Origin of the sequence: Agrobacterium sp. SORGH_AS_0440, from assembly GCF_031453135.1 — a bacterium.
GTDB classification, from domain to species: domain Bacteria; phylum Pseudomonadota; class Alphaproteobacteria; order Rhizobiales; family Rhizobiaceae; genus Agrobacterium; species Agrobacterium pusense.
In genome coordinates this window covers 1,686,449-1,702,207 of sequence record NZ_JAVIYR010000001.1, presented here as the reverse complement: position 1 = coordinate 1,702,207, position 15,759 = coordinate 1,686,449, and the positions used below count along the sequence as shown (strand labels likewise).

The window sequence follows — 15,759 nt, the reverse complement described above, 5'->3', positions numbered from 1 at the left end:
TACTATATGCTCATAGTGATCGCGTCACGCTGACATCATCTCTGGGAGGATTAAGATGAGAAAAGCTCTCGCGACAGTTACTGTCGCCGTTTCGCTGTGCCTTGCATCAAGTGTTTCCGCCAAATCGCTTACCGTCGGCTTCTCGCAGATCGGTTCGGAATCCGGCTGGCGCGCGGCTGAAACCACCGTTACCAAACAGCAGGCCGAGAAGCGCGGCGTCACGCTTAAGTTCGCCGACGCGCAACAGAAGCAGGAAAACCAGATCAAGGCCGTCCGCGGCTTTATCGCGCAGGGCGTCGACGCAATCCTGATTGCACCGGTCGTCGCAACGGGCTGGGATGCTGTCCTGAAGGAAGCCAAGGAAGAGAAAATCCCGGTCATCCTGCTCGACCGCCAGATCGAGGCTCCCGATGATCTTTACCTGACCGCAGTTACCTCGGACCAGGTCCACGAAGGCAAGGTTGCCGGTGACTGGCTGGTGAAGGACGTCGGTTCCAAGGATTGCAAGGTGGTGGAATTGCAGGGCACGACTGGCTCCTCGCCCGCCATCAATCGCAAGAAGGGCTTCGAGCAAGCCATCGCTTCGCACGCCAATATCAAGATCGTCCGCTCGCAGACGGGTGACTTTACCCGCACCAAGGGTAAGGAAGTGATGGAAAGCTTCATCAAGGCCGAAGGCGGCGGCAAGGACATCTGTGCCGTCTACGCCCACAATGACGACATGGCCGTTGGCGCGATCCAGGCGATCAAGGAAGCCGGTCTCAAGCCCGGAACCGACATCAAGGTCGTGTCGATCGACGCCGTGCCTGACATCTTCAAGGCCATGGCAGCCGGTGAAGCCAACGCCACCGTGGAACTGACGCCCGACATGGCCGGCCCGGCATTCGACGCGCTCGAAGCCTATCTGAAAGACAAGAAGGCTCCGGCGAAGTGGATTCAGACCGAATCCAAGCTCTACACGGCATCTGACGACCCGATGAAGGTCTACGAGGCGAAGAAGGGCCTGGGTTACTAAGCCATTCTTTGCAGAAACGGCGCGTTGATTGCGCCGTCTCTTTCTGTTGAGGAGAGCGAAACCTCTCCGATCCAGTCTGCAGAATGATCTCGTATGGAGCGAGCGCATGCCACTTGTTTCTTCTCCCCGTCCGGGGAGAAGTCCGCGGCAGTGGGATGAGGGGGCAAGCCTGGAGATGTCAGGAGAGCTTGCCCCTTCATCCGACCCTTCGGCCCACCTTCTCCCCGGCGGGGATGAAGAAATACGCCGCTCCCTGCCGATTGCTCTACCAAAACCCATTGCAATACGGAAACTGCTCAATGTCCGAAACGGCACCACTTCTGGAAGCACGCGCCATCGGCAAATCCTTTTTAGGGATCACGGCGCTGGATGGCGTCGACTTTTTGCTTGGGCACGGCGAAATCCATGCCCTGCTCGGCGAAAACGGCGCGGGCAAATCGACGCTGATCAAAATCCTGACGGGCGTCTACAGCCGCGGCAGCGGATCAGTCTTTCTGGAAGGCAGCGAAATCTCGCCCGCCAATGTGGGTGAGGCGCAGGCCCTTGGCATCGGCACCGTCTATCAGGAGGTCAACCTTCTCGAAAACCTCACCGTTGCGGAGAACCTCTACCTTGGCCGCCAGCCGCGGCGCTTCGGGCTGATTGACCGCAGCACGATGCAAAAGAATTCGCAGGCGCTGCTTTCCCAGTACGGCCTTTCCATTGACGTCAACGCCCTTCTCTCAAGCTATTCCGTCGCCATCCGTCAGATCATCGCCATCGCCCGCGCCGTCGATCTTTCCGGCAAGGTGCTGGTGCTGGACGAACCGACCGCCAGCCTCGACGCTCATGAGGTTGAAATGCTGTTCGGCGTACTGAAAAAGCTGCGGGCGCGCGGTATCGGTATCGTAATCATCACTCATTTCCTCAATCAGGTCTACGATATCGCCGACCGGGTGACGGTGCTGCGCAACGGCCGGCTTGTCGGCACACGCGAAATCGGCAGCCTGCCGCGTTCCGAGTTGATATCGATGATGCTCGGCCGGGAACTTCAACAGATCACCCATGACCATCAGGCGACCGAAGAAACAATCGCCGAAGGCGAGCCAAGCATTCGCTTCGAAGGTTATGGCAAACGCGGCAGCGTCTCTCCCTTCGATCTCGGGATACGCCCCGGGGAAATCGTCGGCGTGGCAGGGCTTCTCGGCTCCGGCCGGACCGAAACGGCATTCCTGCTCTTCGGCATAGACCGCCCCGACACGGGCAAAGCAACGATCGACGGGAAGGCGGTGACGATCTCTTCTCCCGAGGCGGCGATTGCGGCCGGTTTCGGTTTCTGTCCCGAAGAACGCAAGACGGACGGCATCATTGGTGATTTCTCCGTGACCGACAACATCGCGCTGGCCCTTCAGGCCCGGCAGGGATGGGCGCGGCCGCTGTCGCGCCGGCAAAAGGCAGAGCTGGCGGAAGGTTTCATCAAATCCCTTGATATCCGCCCGGCCGACCCCGACCGGCCGATCAAGTTCCTGTCCGGCGGCAACCAGCAGAAGGCCATCCTGGCCCGCTGGCTGGCCACCCATCCCCGGCTTCTGATCCTCGATGAGCCGACACGCGGCATCGATATCGGCGCCCACGCGGAAATTCTCAAAATGATCGAAAAACTCTGCAGCGAGGGCATGTCGCTTGTCGTCATATCCTCCGAACTGGAAGAACTCACCGCCGTGGCGCATCGTGTCGTCGTGCTTTCCGACCGCCGGCATGTCAGCGAGCTGAAAGGCGGCGAAGTGACGGCCGACAATATCATGCGTGCGATCGCAGATGCGGCCAGAACGGAGGCGGCATGATGACGGCAGTCAATCGGCGTCTTAGAAGACTTGCACCGCAGCTTGCTGCGCTTTTTATCATTCTCGCAGCGATTACAATCATTTCGCCCGGCTTCCTCAATGTGTCGTTTCAAAATGGCAGGCTCTATGGCAGTCTGGTGGATATTCTTGTGCGCGCCGCCCCCGTGGCGCTGCTCACCATCGGCATGACGCTGGTCATCGCGACCAAGGGCATCGATCTTTCCATTGGTGCTGTCATCGCCATCTGCGGCGCCGTCGCCGCCACGCTCATCAGCAATGGACATTCCATTCCCGCCGTCATCGCCATTTCGCTTGGCGTGGGAATTGTCTGTGGCCTCTGGAACGGCGTGCTGGTTGCCCTTCTCGACATACAGCCCATCATCGCCACGCTGATCCTCATGGTGGCAGGGCGCGGCATCGCGCAGCTCATCACCGAGGGCGTCATCCTCACGTTCAACAATGACAGCTTTTCCGCGATCGGCTCCGGCGCATTTGCCGGTGTGCCCCTGCCCGTCATCATCTGGATAACGGCCGCGCTCCTGATAGGCTTTCTCGTTCGCAAGAGCGCACTCGGTTTCCTGATCGAAGCGACCGGCATCAATCGCCGCGCAGCGGCTCTTGCCGGTGTAAGGGCGCGCTTTCTGCTGTTCTTCGTCTATGCCGTTTCCGGTCTTTGCGCGGCGATCGCCGGCATGATCGTGACGGCGGATATTCGTGGTGCGGATGCCAACAATGCCGGCCTTTGGCTGGAATTGGACGCCATATTGGCGGTGGTCATCGGGGGCACTTCACTAAATGGTGGCCGCTTCTCCATCACCGCATCGCTGATCGGCGCGCTCATCATCCAGACCATCAATACCGGCATCCTCGTCTCGGGCTTTCCGCCGGAATTCAACCTCATCATAAAGGCCGGCATCATCATGGTGGTGCTGACGCTGCAATCTCCGGCGATCATGGCCGTCCTCGGTTTCGTGAAAGCGCCAAAGCAGCACGCCAAAACCGCCACCAACGGTATGACCAAGGAAGGAACCGCGCGATGATCCACAGCCGCAACCTGCCCTTCCTCACCACGCTGACGATTTTCGTCGTCGCCTATCTTCTTTGCGTGATGCAATATCCGGCGATCTTTTCGACGCGGGTGATCGGAAATCTTCTTACCGACAACGCCTTTCTCGGCATAGCCGCCGTCGGCATGACTTTCGTCATCCTGTCAGGCGGCATCGATCTCTCGATTGGTTCGGTCATTGCCTTCACCAGCGTCTTTGTGGCCGTCCTGGTCGGCACCTATAACATCCATCCGCTGCTTGCCTTCGCCATCGTGCTTTTGATTTCCACGCTGTTTGGCTGCCTCATGGGCGCGATGATCCGCTTTCTCTCCATCCCGCCTTTTGTGGTGACACTCGCGGGCATGTTCCTGGCGCGCGGGGCTGCCTATCTGATCTCCACCCAGTCGGTGCCGATCTCACATCCTTTCATCGATGCGATACAGGGCTTTTATTTCCGCTTTCCAGGCGGCGGCAGGCTGACGGCGCTCGCCATGCTCATGCTTCTCGTCTTCGCCGCCGGCATGCTGATCGCAAGCCGCACCCGCTTCGGTGCCAATGTCTATGCGCTGGGCGGCAATCCGCAATCTGCCGAGCTGATGGGCGTGCCGATCGGGACCACCACCATCGGCATCTATGCACTTTCCGGCTTTCTCTCCGGCCTCGCTGGCATCGTTTATACGCTTTACACCTCGTCAGGTTACTCGCTGGCGACGGTGGGCGTGGAGCTGGACGCGATCGCTGCCGTCGTCATCGGCGGTACACTTCTGACCGGCGGCACGGGATTGGTTGCGGGAACCTTTGTGGGGCTTTTGATCCAGGGCCTGATCCAGACCTACATCGTTTTTGATGGAACCCTGTCCTCCTGGTGGACGAAAATCGTCATCGGCGTGCTGCTTTTCGTGTTCATCGTGTTGCAGCGCGCAATCATCTGGTATTCAAACAGGAGACTGGCCGGACCGCATCCGGCATAACGCAAACGGAGGCTTGCTTGGGGCTGCTCGAAACGACGATTAGCGGGCGAAAACGCCGGAACAGCCACGCGCATGTGGTTTCCGAACTCGGCAGCGCCATCGTCTCGGGCAGGATCGCCGAAGGCTCTCTGCTGCCCAACGATGCGGAGCTCTCCATGCGTTTCGGCGTCTCGCGCACGGTGCTGCGCGAAACCATGAAGACGCTGGCGGCCAAGCGGCTGGTGGAACCGAAGGCGAAGGTGGGCACCCGGGTGCTCGACCGTTCGAGCTGGAATTTCTTTGATCCAGATGTGCTGGGCTGGCGCTGCGAAGCCGGCATCGACCAGGAATTTGTGAAGCACCTGGCCGAAATTCGGCTGGCGCTGGAGCCGGCGGCGGCGGCGGCAGCAGCTCTCCAGGCCTCCAATGAAGACATTGTCTCGCTTTACGTCATCGCCGCAAAATTCGACAATCCGCAGCATACGCCGGAGAGCATCGCCAAGGTGGATCTCGAGTTCCATCTTGCCGTCGCGCATATGTCCGGCAATCCCTTCATGCGTTCGGCAAGCGGGCTGATCGAGGCGGCGCTTGCCATCTCATTCCAGCTTTCGTCACCGGCCGCATCGCCCGGCACCATCGCGGAGATCGCATCCAACCACCTTCGCATTGTCCACGCCATCGCGGCGCGGGACGCGGATGCGGCGGTGAAGGCCATGCGGCATGTGATCGAAGTGGGCAAGGACCGGACGCAGAAGGCGATCAAGACGGTTTGAAACCCGAAACCAGTCGTAGCGAAGGCGGGCCCACAAGAATGCAGGCCCTTCCTCTCGCCAGGTCCTCAGCCCTGCGATGCCTCTACCTGCGGCACCACGCCGCGCCGCGACGCCATCAGCGAGGCGCCGAGAAGGGCTGCGATGGCCACGAAGACGAACACCATGGTTGCGCCCTGGAGATCGATCAGCAGGCCGCCAAGAACCGCACCGCTGGAAATAGCGATCTGGAATGTCGTAAGCAGCAGCGCACCCGCGCTCTCGGCCTCATCCGAGGCAACACGCGTGATGAAACTCTGCACGCTGACGGGCAATGCGCCGAAGGCAAAACCCCAGGAGGCGATGGCAAGGCCCGCAACAACGGGAGATGCGCCGGCGATCACCAGGATGGAAGCCGATGCGGCGATCAGCGTCGCGGCGAAGGTCACCGCCCAGGCCGTGTTCTTTTCGGCGAGGAAACCACCGAAAAGATTGCCGAAGAAACCGCCGATACCGTAAATCAGCAGAACAAGCGAAATCGCCTCCACGCCAAGCTGCGGCACGTCTTCCAGGAACGGTCGGACATAGGTGAAGCCGGCAAAGTGGCCCGCAACGATAAATAGCGTCGTCAAAAGACCGATCCGGACCTGCGTTCGCTGAAGCAGCCGGAACATGGTGGAAAGGCCGGGGGCACCGGCCGGCGGCAGCGAAGGCACGGTGAGCAATTGCACGGCGAGCGCAATGACGCCGAGCACGCCGGCAACGACGAAGGCCGATCGCCAGCCGAGCGTCGCGCCAATCCACGCGCCCACCGGTGCCGCACACACGGTTGCGACGGAGACCCCGGTAAGGATGATGGCCATGGCGCGTGGCATTTTTTCAATCGGCACGAGCCGCAACGCCAGCGCCGCCGACATGGCCCAGAAGCCGCCAAGACCGATGCCCAGCAGGACGCGCGAGGCAAAGAGCATGAAAAGCCCATTGGCAAAGGCGGCCAGTGTGCTGGAGATTATCAGCAGCGTGGTCAGCCCCAGCAGGGTCCAGCGCCGGTCAATGCCGCGTGTGCCGATGACGACACCCGGGCCCGCAACCGCAGCGACCAGCGCCGTGACGGTTATGGATTGTCCGGCAATGCCGGAGCTAATGGAGAGATCGGCCGATAACGGCGTCAGGAGGCTGACGGGCAGGAATTCCGCCGTTACCAATCCGAAAACGCCGAGCGAAAGTGAAACCACAGCGGCCCATTTCGCATCCGGCTCGTGTCTGCGCGGCGTATATTCCAGTTCGTTTATGGTCCGGCTATTCATGAAAATCTCCTGATGCGCATTCCCGGAACGCGTCGTGAAACGGAAAGGGCAAGGCGAGGAAGCCGGTTGGGAGCCCCGCTTCGACGACTGCAAATCGATGCAAGCAGGCTATGCGTGACAGCCCGGCGTTTCCATGCTAGAAAATCCGTATTCCTTAACCAATCGTCCGAATATGCGAGATACCATGAACGATGCCCTGACGGAAATGTTGCGTGGCCTTAGGCTTGACGGTGTGGAATATGGCCGCTGCCGCATGGCCACCCCCTGGGCGACGGCTTTTCCCGAACAGGAGGCGGCGCGGTTTCATTTCATCGGCGTGGGGCATGCGAAATTGCAAAAACCCTCGGGTGAATGGCTGACCCTGACATGTGGCGACGCCGTGCTTCTGCCGCGCGGGCATGCACATGTGCTGGCGAGCGGTGAAAAGGTGGCCCCTTCCCCCTTCGACCGGTTCGGCAAGAAGGAAGTGTGTCAGGGCATTTTCGACATGGAGTGCGCGAGTGCGGGTGGCGATACCGTGGCTTTCACCGCTTCGATGCGTTTCAACATGGATAACCTGCATCCGCTGCTGCAGCTGATGCCTGACGTGATGCTGACCAGCGATCTGGCCAAAAGCGATCCGGCCATTCCCCATCTTCTGGAAGCCATGACGCGGGAGGTCGAGCTGAACCGCGTCGGCGCGGGTGGCATTCTGGCGCGGCTGGCCGATGTGCTGACTGCAACGCTGATCCGTACTTGGGTGGAATATGGCTGCGGCGATTCCAGCGGCTGGCTTGCCGCCGTGCGCAATCCCGAACTCGGCCGCGTGCTCGCCGCCATTCACCTCAACCCCGAAAAGGACTGGAGCGTGGAAGAACTCGCCTCCCTGATGGGCGCATCCCGCTCAAGTTTCGCGGAACGTTTCACCCGCGTGGTAGGAGAAAGCCCCGCGCGTTATGTGGTTCGGGTGCGCATGCATCAGGCGCGGCTGTGGCTGCGAGAGGGCATGCGGGTGACGCTAGCGGCCGAAAAGCTCGGTTACGATTCCGAGGCCTCTTTCAGCCGCGCCTTCAAACGGGTAATCGGCGCACCACCCAGCCAGTTCCGCAGGAAAGATGCGGCAGGGCTGGAGGATGCGGCTTAAGACGCGCCCTCTCGGCGGATATCACAGACTTGGCGGAAATTATGGGAAAGGATCTTTATCCGCTCCACCGCATCTTCCTCATGGGCGGCCGGCGGCGGTCTTTCCCTGATTGTGCGGTGATCCGCTTATTCATCTTTTTTTCTTGATTTGTTCCTATTTCCCGCAAAGAGTCAAACAGCAGTTGGCGCTCTTCACCAGTTCGTACGGGAAGAGAGGATTCTGGCCTTGCGGCTACCTGTTGCACCGTTAAAACGGAATGATCCGTTTGCCACCTGTTACCCTGACAGACCGGGCGACGGGCATCAGGGTTTGGAGGAACCGATGATGATCGCCAGCTTTCTGATCGCCGTGATCGCGGCAATTCATATTTACATCGTCATCCTGGAAATGCTGCTTTGGGAGAAGCCTGCCGGTCGCAAGGCCTTCGGTCTTTCCGCGGATTTTGCCCGGCAGACGAAAGTGCTGGCCGCCAATCAGGGTCTTTATAATGGCTTTCTCGCAGCGGGGCTGATCTTTGGGCTCACGCAGGGTGACGACGGGCTGAACTTCAAGGTCTTCTTCCTGACCTGTGTGCTGGTGGCCGGTATTTTTGGCGCCGTGACAGCCAATATCAAAATCCTGTTCATTCAGGCATTGCCGGCATTGTTTGCGCTCGGCTTCCTCTGGATCGGAGTATGAACAAATGACCGCATGGAACGATACGTCCGCAAGAGACGCTCTCAACCGCATCTTCATGACCGCAGTCACCAGCGCCGATCCCTCTAAAGTGTTGCAACAACACCTGCCCTCCCCGCCTAGAGGGCGGTGTGTGGTGGTTGGCGCAGGCAAGGCTTCCGCCGCAATGGCCGCAGCGCTTGAAGCGGCATGGCCAAGTGTCGATCTTTCCGGCGTGGTGGTGACGCGTTACGGCCATGCCGTCCCGACCGGGCGCATTGAAATCATCGAAGCCTCGCATCCGGTGCCGGACGACAGGAGCGCCGAAGCCGCAAAACGCATTCTCGCCGCCGTTGAAGGGTTGACTGCAGACGACATGGTCATCGCGCTGATTTCCGGCGGTGGTTCGGCGCTGATGGTCTCACCCGCCGAGGGAATGACGCTTGCGGACAAGATGGCGGTCAACCGCGCTTTGCTTGCCAGCGGCGCCACGATTTCCGAAATGAACGCCGTGCGCAAGCACCTCTCCCGCATCAAGGGCGGGCGACTGGCGCTGGCCGCCAAACCGGCGAGGGTCGTTTCCCTGCTGATCTCCGACGTGCCGGGCGACGATCCCTCGGAAATTGCCTCGGGCCCGACGGTCGCCGACCCGAGCGATATTGAAACCGTGCGTGAAATCGTTTCCCGTTATGCGCTCGATCTTCCCGAAAATGTGCGCAAAGTGCTGGAAAAAGGCGAGGAAACCCCGAAGGCCGGCGATATCGCGGAAGATATCCGGCTCATCGCCGCCCCCTCGCTCGCCTTGCAGGCGGCAGCGGATGAGGCGGTGAAGCTTGGCTTAACGCCGCTCATCCTCGGGGATTCGCTGGAGGGTGAATCCAGGGATGTCGGCGCGGTCATGGCCGGTATCGCGATTTCCGCCCGCCGCAAGGGCCTGCCACTCAAAGGCCCGGCCGTTTTGCTTTCCGGCGGCGAAACCACGGTTACGATCGGCAAGGGGCCGGCCGGCAAGGGCGGCCGCAACACGGAATTCCTGCTGAGCCTTGCGCTGACGCTCAAAGGTGCTGATGGCATATGGGCCATTGCCGGCGATAGCGACGGCATAGACGGAGTGGAGGATGCCGCGGGCGCCGTGGTGACGCCGGACACACTTGCCCGTATGCGCGCAGCCGGCGTCGATCCGCGCCAGTCACTCGTGAGCCACGACAGCTATACGGCTTTCAGGGCGGCAGGAGATCTTGTCGTGACCGGCCCAACGCTCACGAATGTCAATGACATCAGGGCGATTTTGATCGGCTGATAGCGGGGCATTGGCAGAGACTACTGAGCTTCCGGCACGTGCTCGTAGAGGAGCACGTTTTGACTATGCTCTCGGACAGGAGTAATCTGCGAGATATCCTTTGGAGCCTCAGCCATGCGTCCTGGAGTGCTCATACTTGGCTTGGCCATCGCCCTTATCCCAGCTTTGGCGGATGCCCATAATTGCAAATGCCGAAATCGCGGTGTCATGTTTCAGCTCGGCCAGACGTCCTGCCTCAGAGTCGATGGCGGGTCCTATCTGGCCCGCTGCGAGATGAAACTCAACGTTTCCTCCTGGACCAAGATCCAGGACGGCTGCCCCGTGACGGAACGCGTGGAATCGACGTCGTCCAGCGCTTATCACTAAGTCTTGGGCCCCAGTGTACGAAGGAGCTGGCGCATCAGCTTTTTTCTTCTCCCCGGGGCGGGGAGAAGAAATACGCTGCAACCTCGCCTCAGAGCTTCACCCAGCCACCGTTCTTCTTGCCGGACTCGATGCAGGCCGTAACAAAGGCGACACCCTTCACGCCATCATCGACGGTCGGGTAAATCACGGCCTTGTCGAGCACCGAGCCGGTGCGGCGGGCTTCGATGGCATGCGCCGCCTCGGTATAGATCGTTGCGAAGGCTTCGAGATAACCTTCCGGGTGGCCGGAAGGGATGCGGGTGACGCGTGCTGCGGCAGCCCCTGCCCCGGCACCGCCGCGGGTGATCAACTGCTTCGGCTCGCCAAGCTTCGTGAACCAGAGATAGTTCGGGTCGGCCTGCGTCCATTCGATGCCGGCCTTGTCACCATACACACGAACTTTCAGCCCGTTTTCGTGGCCGACCGCAACCTGGCTGCACCAGAGCAGCCCCTTTGCCGGCTGCTTGCCACCCTTCGGCTTGAAACGCAGCATCACATGCGCATTGTCGTCCAGCCGGCGGCCTTCGACAAAGGTATGCACATCTGCCGCCAGTTCGTCGACTTCCAGACCGGAAATGAAGCAGCCGAGATTATAGGCATGCGTGCCGATATCGCCTGTGGAACCACCCGCACCGGATTGGGCCGGGTCGGTGCGCCAGACAGCCTGTTTGGCACCCGTCTGCTCGATGGGTTCCGCCAGCCAGTCCTGCGGATACTCCATCTGCACCAGACGGATCGTGCCGAGAGCGCCCGATTCCACCAGTTCCCGTGCATGCCGCACCATCGGATAGCCGGTGTAATTATGCGTCAGGATGAACAGCGCATCGGCCTTGTCGGCGACGTCCTTCAGCTTTTTGGCGTCCTCCAGATTGGAGGTCAGCGGCTTGTCGCAGATGACATGGATGCCACGCTCCAGAAACGCCTTCGCCGCCGGATAATGCACGTGGTTGGGCGTGACGATCGCCACCGCCTCTATGCCATCCTCGCGTAGCGCCTCCTTTTCGGCCATCTCCTCGAACGAGCCGTAGCAACGCTCGGGATCGAGCCCCAGTTCACGACCGGAGGCGAGGGATTTTTCCGGGGTCGAAGACAGCGCCCCTGCCACGAGATCGAAACGGTTGTCGAGCCGCGCCGCCATGCGGTGAACACCACCGATAAAGGCACCCGAGCCGCCGCCCACCATGCCAAGGCGAATCCGCTTGTTCGCCTTGTCGGTTGTCTTTCCTTCAATAGCCATAATGTTTCCTCTGCAATGCTCTCAAAGCCCAAGCATACGGCGGTTGGCCGCATCGTCGGTGCCACCAGATGCGAAATCGTCAAAGGCTTTTTCCGTGACGCGGATGATATGCGCCTTGACGAATTCAGCCCCTTCGCGGGCGCCGTCTTCAGGATGTTTCAGCGCACATTCCCACTCGACCACGGCCCAGCCGTCGAAATCATTGGCGGCCATTTTCGAGAAAATCGCACCGAAATCGACCTGCCCGTCGCCCAGCGAACGGAAGCGGCCGGCCCGTTCCACCCAGCCCTGATACCCACCGTAAACGCCCTGCCGTCCGGTCGGGTTGAACTCCGCATCCTTGACATGGAACATCTTGATGCGGTCTTTGTAGATATCGATATTATCGAGATAATCGAGGCATTGCAGCACGTAATGCGAGGGGTCGTAGAGCATGTTGGCACGGGGGTGGTTCTTCACCCGTTCCAGGAACATCTCGAATGTGACGCCATCATGCAGATCTTCACCCGGGTGGATTTCATAGCAGACATCCACACCCTGCTCATCGGCATAATCGAGGATCGGCGTCCAGCGTTTGGCAAGTTCGTCAAAGGCTGTTTCTACAAGACCGGCCGGGCGTTGCGGCCACGGGTAGACGAAAGGCCAGGCGAGCGCGCCGGAAAAGGTCGCATGCGCCTTGATGCCGAGATTTCTGGAGGCTTTCAGCGCAAACTTCACCTGCTCCACCGCCCATTGCTGACGCGCTTTCGGGTTGCCACGCACTTCCGGTGCGGCAAAACCGTCAAAAGCCTCGTCATAGGCTGGATGAACCGCAACAAGCTGGCCCTGCAAGTGGGTGGAAAGCTCGGTCACTTCCACACCGTTCTGGCGCGCGACACCGGCGAACTCGTCGCAATAGTCCTTCGATTCCGCCGCTTTCTTGAGATCGATCAGCTGCCCGGCCCAGGTCGGCACCTGCACGCCGGCATAGCCTTTTTCCGCCGCCCATTTGGTAATGCCGTCCCAGCTGTTGAAGGGGGCCGCATCACCGGCGAACTGACCGAGAAAAAGACCCGGTCCCTTGATCGTTCTCATAAAAATCTCCTCCTGCATCGATACAGTTGCGCGGTAACCCCGCTTTGTTCCCAATCGCCAAGCTAACCGCTCGTGATTTTCAGACAAGCCCCAAAAGCGAAGGGGCAAGAGAATTTCAGCATTTCATCAAGAACATCTGGGCACTTAAAGCGCCAGTCCGCTCGCCCTGTCGAAGACGTGCACGCGCTCATGGTGCACGGTGGCGGCAAAGGGGGTGTTGACCTTCACCGGCTGCTCACCATCCACCACTGCCGTGACTTGATCGCCCGCCAATTCGAAGACCACATGGGTCTGCGCGCCGGTTGGCTCCACCAGCACCGTTCTGCCGGTAAGCGAGATATCTCCCCCAATCGCGGAACCGATATGTTCGGGGCGAAGCCCGATCGTCACGGGCTGGCCGCGCTTGACCTTGCGGGAGGTGGCAATGCGGATCGCGGTTCCGTCCTTCAGCCGGGCGGCGGGCTGGTCACCCTCGCCATCCACCACGCCTTCTATAAGGTTCATCGCGGGCGAACCGATGAAGGCGGCGACGAAGAGATTTGCCGGCGTCTTGTAAAGCTCAAGCGGTGTGCCCTGCTGCTCGATGCGGCCGTGATTGAGCACCACGACCCGGTCGGCCAGAGTCATAGCCTCGATCTGGTCATGGGTCACATAGATGGAGGTCGTGCCGACCTTCTGGTGCAGCGCCTTGATTTCGCTGCGCATCTGCACGCGCAGCTTGGCATCCAGGTTGGAAAGCGGCTCGTCGAACAGGAAGACGGCGGGGTTGCGAACGACAGCGCGACCCATGGCGACACGCTGGCGCTGACCGCCGGAAAGCTGCGAAGGCTTGCGGTCCAGAAGCTTGCCGAGATCAAGCATACGGGCAGCTTCGGCAACACGCTCTTCAATGACGTTTTTCGGCTGGCCGGCAAGCTTCAGATTGAAGCCCATGTTTTCAGCCACCGTCATATGCGGGTAAAGCGCGTAGGACTGGAACACCATGGCGATGTTGCGCTCGCGCGGGGGGTCATGCCGTTGACCACCTTGTCGCCGATGAGAATATCGCCATCGGTGATTTCTTCCAGCCCGGCGATCATGCGCAGCAGGGTGGATTTGCCGCAACCGGAAGGGCCGACCAGCGCGATGAATTCTCCATCAGCAATATCGAGCGATATGCCGTGAATGACATCGAGCGCGGCATAGGACTTGCGGATCTCTCTAAGTTCGACGGAAGCCATATTTTGCTCCTTTCACGTCACGATTTGACGGCACCGGCCGTCAGGCCCGCGATGATGTGTTTCTGTGCGAGGAAGAAGACGATGACGGTCGGCAGGATCGTCAGCGTGATGAAGGCAAGGACAAGCTGCCATTCCGTGCCGAACTCGCCGCGATAGACCATGATGCCGAGCGGCCAGGGATATTTCGATTCGGAATTCAGCATGATTAGCGGCAGGATGTAGCTGTTCCAGCTGCCGACAAAGGAAACGATGCCAACGGTCGCCACGATCGGCCGCGAAAGCGGCACGGAAATATGCCAGAAGAAGCGCAGATAGCCGCAGCCATCCACAAAGGCCGCCTGAAACAGCTCGTCGGGCAGATTACGGAAGTAATTGCGGAACAGGAGAATGCTCATGCCGAGGCCAAAGGCCACCTGCGGCAGCACCACGCCCCAATAGGTATCGAGCAGGCCCAGATCGCGAATGCGGATGAAGAGCGGCAGAATGGCTGTGGCCGCCGGGAACATCAGCCCGAGCAAGAAATAATTGAGCAGGAAAGACGAGCCAAAGAACTTCACATGCGCGAAAGTGAAGGCCGCCATGGCCGAAACTGTCAGCGTCAGGAACACCGTCAGCAGTGCGATGACGAGCGAATTGAAAATCTGCAGCCAGTAGCGTTTGCCAAGCAGGATATCGCCGTAATTGGCCCATTGCCATTCGGCCGGAATTCCGAACGGGTTGACGCGCAGGTCTCCCAGCGTCTTGAAGCCACCGAGCGCCGTCGTCAGAAGCGGGATGAGCACGATGGCCGCAATCAGGCTCAATGAAATATAGAGATAAAGCTTGGTTTGCAGCGGCATGCGGACGGAAGTGGATGTGTCAGTCATGGCGCATGAAAATCCTTTTGTAACCGAAGGCGAGCGTCACGCAGATAATGAAGAGAACGACGCCCACCGCGCTGCCAAGCCCCACCTGCATGCGCATGACGCCGTAGGTGTAGAGGAAGGTGACCATGGTCTGCGTGGAGTTGGACGGGCCACCGCCGGTCAGCGGCATGATCATGTCGAACAGCTGCAGCGAGCCTATCACTGCGAAGAAGACGGAAAGGCGAACCGTGGAGCCCAGCATCGGCAGCGTGACGTAACGGAATTTCTGCCAGCCGGACGCGCCGTCGATTTCGGCCGCTTCCAACACGTTCTTGTCGACGGATTGAAGGCCGGCGATGAACAACATCATGTGGAAACCGAAATACTTCCAGACGATGACGCCGAGCACGGCATAGATCGCCACATCCTTGTCAGCCAGCACATAGGGATTGGCGAAGCCGAAGAAATTGGAAATGGCGGCAAACAGGCCATAATCGCCATCATAAACGAACCGCCAGATCAGACCCGCCGCGACGTCAGCCAAAACGTAAGGCAGGAAGAATACCAGCCGGAAGGCGACGACACCGGGAATGCGGTGCGCCAGCATCATGGCGAGCCAGATGGCCAGCGGAATCTGGATCAGGATCGAAATGAGGATGATGAGGCCGTTATTGATCAGGGCCTGCGAGAATGCGGCATTGCCGAAAAGCACCTGGAAATTCTTCAGGCCGACAAAATCGGTCGGCGTGCCGTAGCCGTTCCAGCGGTAAAGGCTGTACCACGCCGCCTCGCCCATGGGCAGGATGACAAACAGGGTAAAGAGCAAAAGTGCGGGCGGCAGGAAGACCAGAAGGGTCAATGCCCGGTCATGCGCGACCGAACTTTGCTTGCGCCTGGCCTTTGCCGCGCCGCGCGCCGGTATGGACGCAGGAGTCATGGAAATATCCGTCATCTCTATCCGCTTTCATGGAGGCAGATAAGCAGCGCCGCACATTCGCGGCGCCGCCATGG

The 15,759-nt window shown here is 60.0% G+C and carries 15 protein-coding genes and 1 pseudogene; 9 read left to right on the top strand and 7 right to left on the bottom strand.

What is annotated here, in order from left to right; translation table 11 throughout:
- The first annotated feature begins 55 nt into the window (after positions 1-55).
- From ytfQ to QE453_RS07735, 5 genes are all read left to right on the top strand, one after another.
- Complete coding sequence (gene ytfQ, locus QE453_RS07755) at positions 56-1,015, top strand: galactofuranose ABC transporter, galactofuranose-binding protein YtfQ (RefSeq protein WP_004438884.1); 960 nt, start codon at positions 56-58, stop codon at positions 1,013-1,015.
- Positions 1,016-1,314: 299 nt separating this feature from the next.
- Complete coding sequence (locus tag QE453_RS07750) at positions 1,315-2,838, top strand: sugar ABC transporter ATP-binding protein (RefSeq protein ID WP_309776658.1); 1,524 nt, start codon at positions 1,315-1,317, stop codon at positions 2,836-2,838.
- Complete coding sequence (locus QE453_RS07745; RefSeq protein ID WP_161794454.1) at positions 2,838-3,878, top strand: ABC transporter permease; 1,041 nt, start codon at positions 2,838-2,840, stop codon at positions 3,876-3,878. The genes QE453_RS07750 and QE453_RS07745 overlap by 1 nt, the downstream gene beginning before the upstream one ends.
- A complete protein-coding gene (gene yjfF, locus QE453_RS07740; protein WP_006697252.1) occupies positions 3,875-4,855 on the top strand; it encodes a galactofuranose ABC transporter, permease protein YjfF in 981 nt (326 codons plus the stop codon). Before QE453_RS07745 ends, yjfF begins: the two co-directional genes overlap by 4 nt.
- 17 nt (positions 4,856-4,872) lie before the next feature.
- Positions 4,873-5,607, top strand: a complete 735-nt coding sequence (locus tag QE453_RS07735; protein ID WP_006697251.1) for a FadR/GntR family transcriptional regulator — start codon at positions 4,873-4,875, stop codon at positions 5,605-5,607.
- Between the two features lie 65 nt (positions 5,608-5,672).
- On the opposite strand, the gene QE453_RS07730 is transcribed toward QE453_RS07735, so the two are convergent.
- Positions 5,673-6,890 (bottom strand): MFS transporter, encoded by a 1,218-nt coding sequence (locus QE453_RS07730; RefSeq protein WP_022563720.1) that lies wholly within the window; start codon positions 6,888-6,890, stop codon positions 5,673-5,675.
- Between the two features lie 184 nt (positions 6,891-7,074).
- Here QE453_RS07730 and QE453_RS07725 point away from each other — a divergent pair, with 184 nt between their 5' ends.
- From QE453_RS07725 to QE453_RS07710, 4 genes are all read left to right on the top strand, one after another.
- Positions 7,075-8,013: an AraC family transcriptional regulator gene (locus tag QE453_RS07725; protein WP_035208187.1), complete on the top strand. Its 939-nt coding sequence runs from the start codon at positions 7,075-7,077 to the stop codon at positions 8,011-8,013.
- A gap of 324 nt (positions 8,014-8,337) precedes the next feature.
- Entirely contained in the window at positions 8,338-8,691 is a 354-nt protein-coding gene (locus QE453_RS07720) for a DUF1304 domain-containing protein (RefSeq protein ID WP_309776657.1), read from the top strand.
- 4 nt (positions 8,692-8,695) lie between these two features.
- Entirely contained in the window at positions 8,696-9,967 is a 1,272-nt protein-coding gene (locus QE453_RS07715) for a glycerate kinase (protein ID WP_060942146.1), read from the top strand.
- Positions 9,968-10,081: 114 nt separating this feature from the next.
- Positions 10,082-10,333: a hypothetical protein gene (locus QE453_RS07710; RefSeq protein WP_111814012.1), complete on the top strand. Its 252-nt coding sequence runs from the start codon at positions 10,082-10,084 to the stop codon at positions 10,331-10,333.
- Positions 10,334-10,421: 88 nt separating this feature from the next.
- Here QE453_RS07710 and QE453_RS07705 read toward each other — a convergent pair whose 3' ends face one another.
- From QE453_RS07705 to QE453_RS07685, 6 genes and pseudogenes are all read right to left on the bottom strand, one after another.
- Positions 10,422-11,609: a Gfo/Idh/MocA family protein gene (locus tag QE453_RS07705; protein WP_035208184.1), complete on the bottom strand. Its 1,188-nt coding sequence runs from the start codon at positions 11,607-11,609 to the stop codon at positions 10,422-10,424.
- A gap of 21 nt (positions 11,610-11,630) precedes the next feature.
- Entirely contained in the window at positions 11,631-12,683 is a 1,053-nt protein-coding gene (locus tag QE453_RS07700; protein ID WP_278067869.1) for a sugar phosphate isomerase/epimerase, read from the bottom strand.
- Between the two features lie 144 nt (positions 12,684-12,827).
- Entirely contained in the window at positions 12,828-13,667 is an 840-nt protein-coding gene (locus QE453_RS07695; protein ID WP_404977883.1) for an ABC transporter ATP-binding protein, read from the bottom strand.
- 47 nt (positions 13,668-13,714) lie between these two features.
- A pseudogene (locus QE453_RS25230) lies at positions 13,715-13,819 on the bottom strand (ATP-binding cassette domain-containing protein); the annotation flags it as partial.
- Between the two features lie 101 nt (positions 13,820-13,920).
- Entirely contained in the window at positions 13,921-14,769 is an 849-nt protein-coding gene (locus tag QE453_RS07690) for a carbohydrate ABC transporter permease (protein WP_022563716.1), read from the bottom strand.
- Positions 14,762-15,700 (bottom strand): sugar ABC transporter permease, encoded by a 939-nt coding sequence (locus tag QE453_RS07685; protein WP_309776656.1) that lies wholly within the window; start codon positions 15,698-15,700, stop codon positions 14,762-14,764. Before QE453_RS07685 ends, QE453_RS07690 begins: the two co-directional genes overlap by 8 nt.
- Positions 15,701-15,759 lie beyond the last annotated feature (59 nt).

Coding starts and splice junctions, on each gene's coding strand:
- ytfQ (WP_004438884.1), top strand. CDS start 56: ATGAGAAAAGCTCTCGCGACAGTTACTGTCGCCGTTTCGCTGTGCCTT.
- QE453_RS07750 (WP_309776658.1), top strand. CDS start 1,315: ATGTCCGAAACGGCACCACTTCTGGAAGCACGCGCCATCGGCAAATCC.
- QE453_RS07745 (WP_161794454.1), top strand. CDS start 2,838: ATGACGGCAGTCAATCGGCGTCTTAGAAGACTTGCACCGCAGCTTGCT.
- yjfF (WP_006697252.1), top strand. CDS start 3,875: ATGATCCACAGCCGCAACCTGCCCTTCCTCACCACGCTGACGATTTTC.
- QE453_RS07730 (WP_022563720.1), bottom strand. CDS start 6,890: ATGAATAGCCGGACCATAAACGAACTGGAATATACGCCGCGCAGACAC.
- QE453_RS07725 (WP_035208187.1), top strand. CDS start 7,075: ATGAACGATGCCCTGACGGAAATGTTGCGTGGCCTTAGGCTTGACGGT.
- QE453_RS07720 (WP_309776657.1), top strand. CDS start 8,338: ATGATCGCCAGCTTTCTGATCGCCGTGATCGCGGCAATTCATATTTAC.
- QE453_RS07715 (WP_060942146.1), top strand. CDS start 8,696: ATGACCGCATGGAACGATACGTCCGCAAGAGACGCTCTCAACCGCATC.
- QE453_RS07710 (WP_111814012.1), top strand. CDS start 10,082: ATGCGTCCTGGAGTGCTCATACTTGGCTTGGCCATCGCCCTTATCCCA.
- QE453_RS07705 (WP_035208184.1), bottom strand. CDS start 11,609: ATGGCTATTGAAGGAAAGACAACCGACAAGGCGAACAAGCGGATTCGC.
- QE453_RS07700 (WP_278067869.1), bottom strand. CDS start 12,683: ATGAGAACGATCAAGGGACCGGGTCTTTTTCTCGGTCAGTTCGCCGGT.
- QE453_RS07695 (WP_404977883.1), bottom strand. CDS start 13,667: ATGGTGTTCCAGTCCTACGCGCTTTACCCGCATATGACGGTGGCTGAA.
- QE453_RS07690 (WP_022563716.1), bottom strand. CDS start 14,769: ATGACTGACACATCCACTTCCGTCCGCATGCCGCTGCAAACCAAGCTT.
- QE453_RS07685 (WP_309776656.1), bottom strand. CDS start 15,700: ATGACGGATATTTCCATGACTCCTGCGTCCATACCGGCGCGCGGCGCG.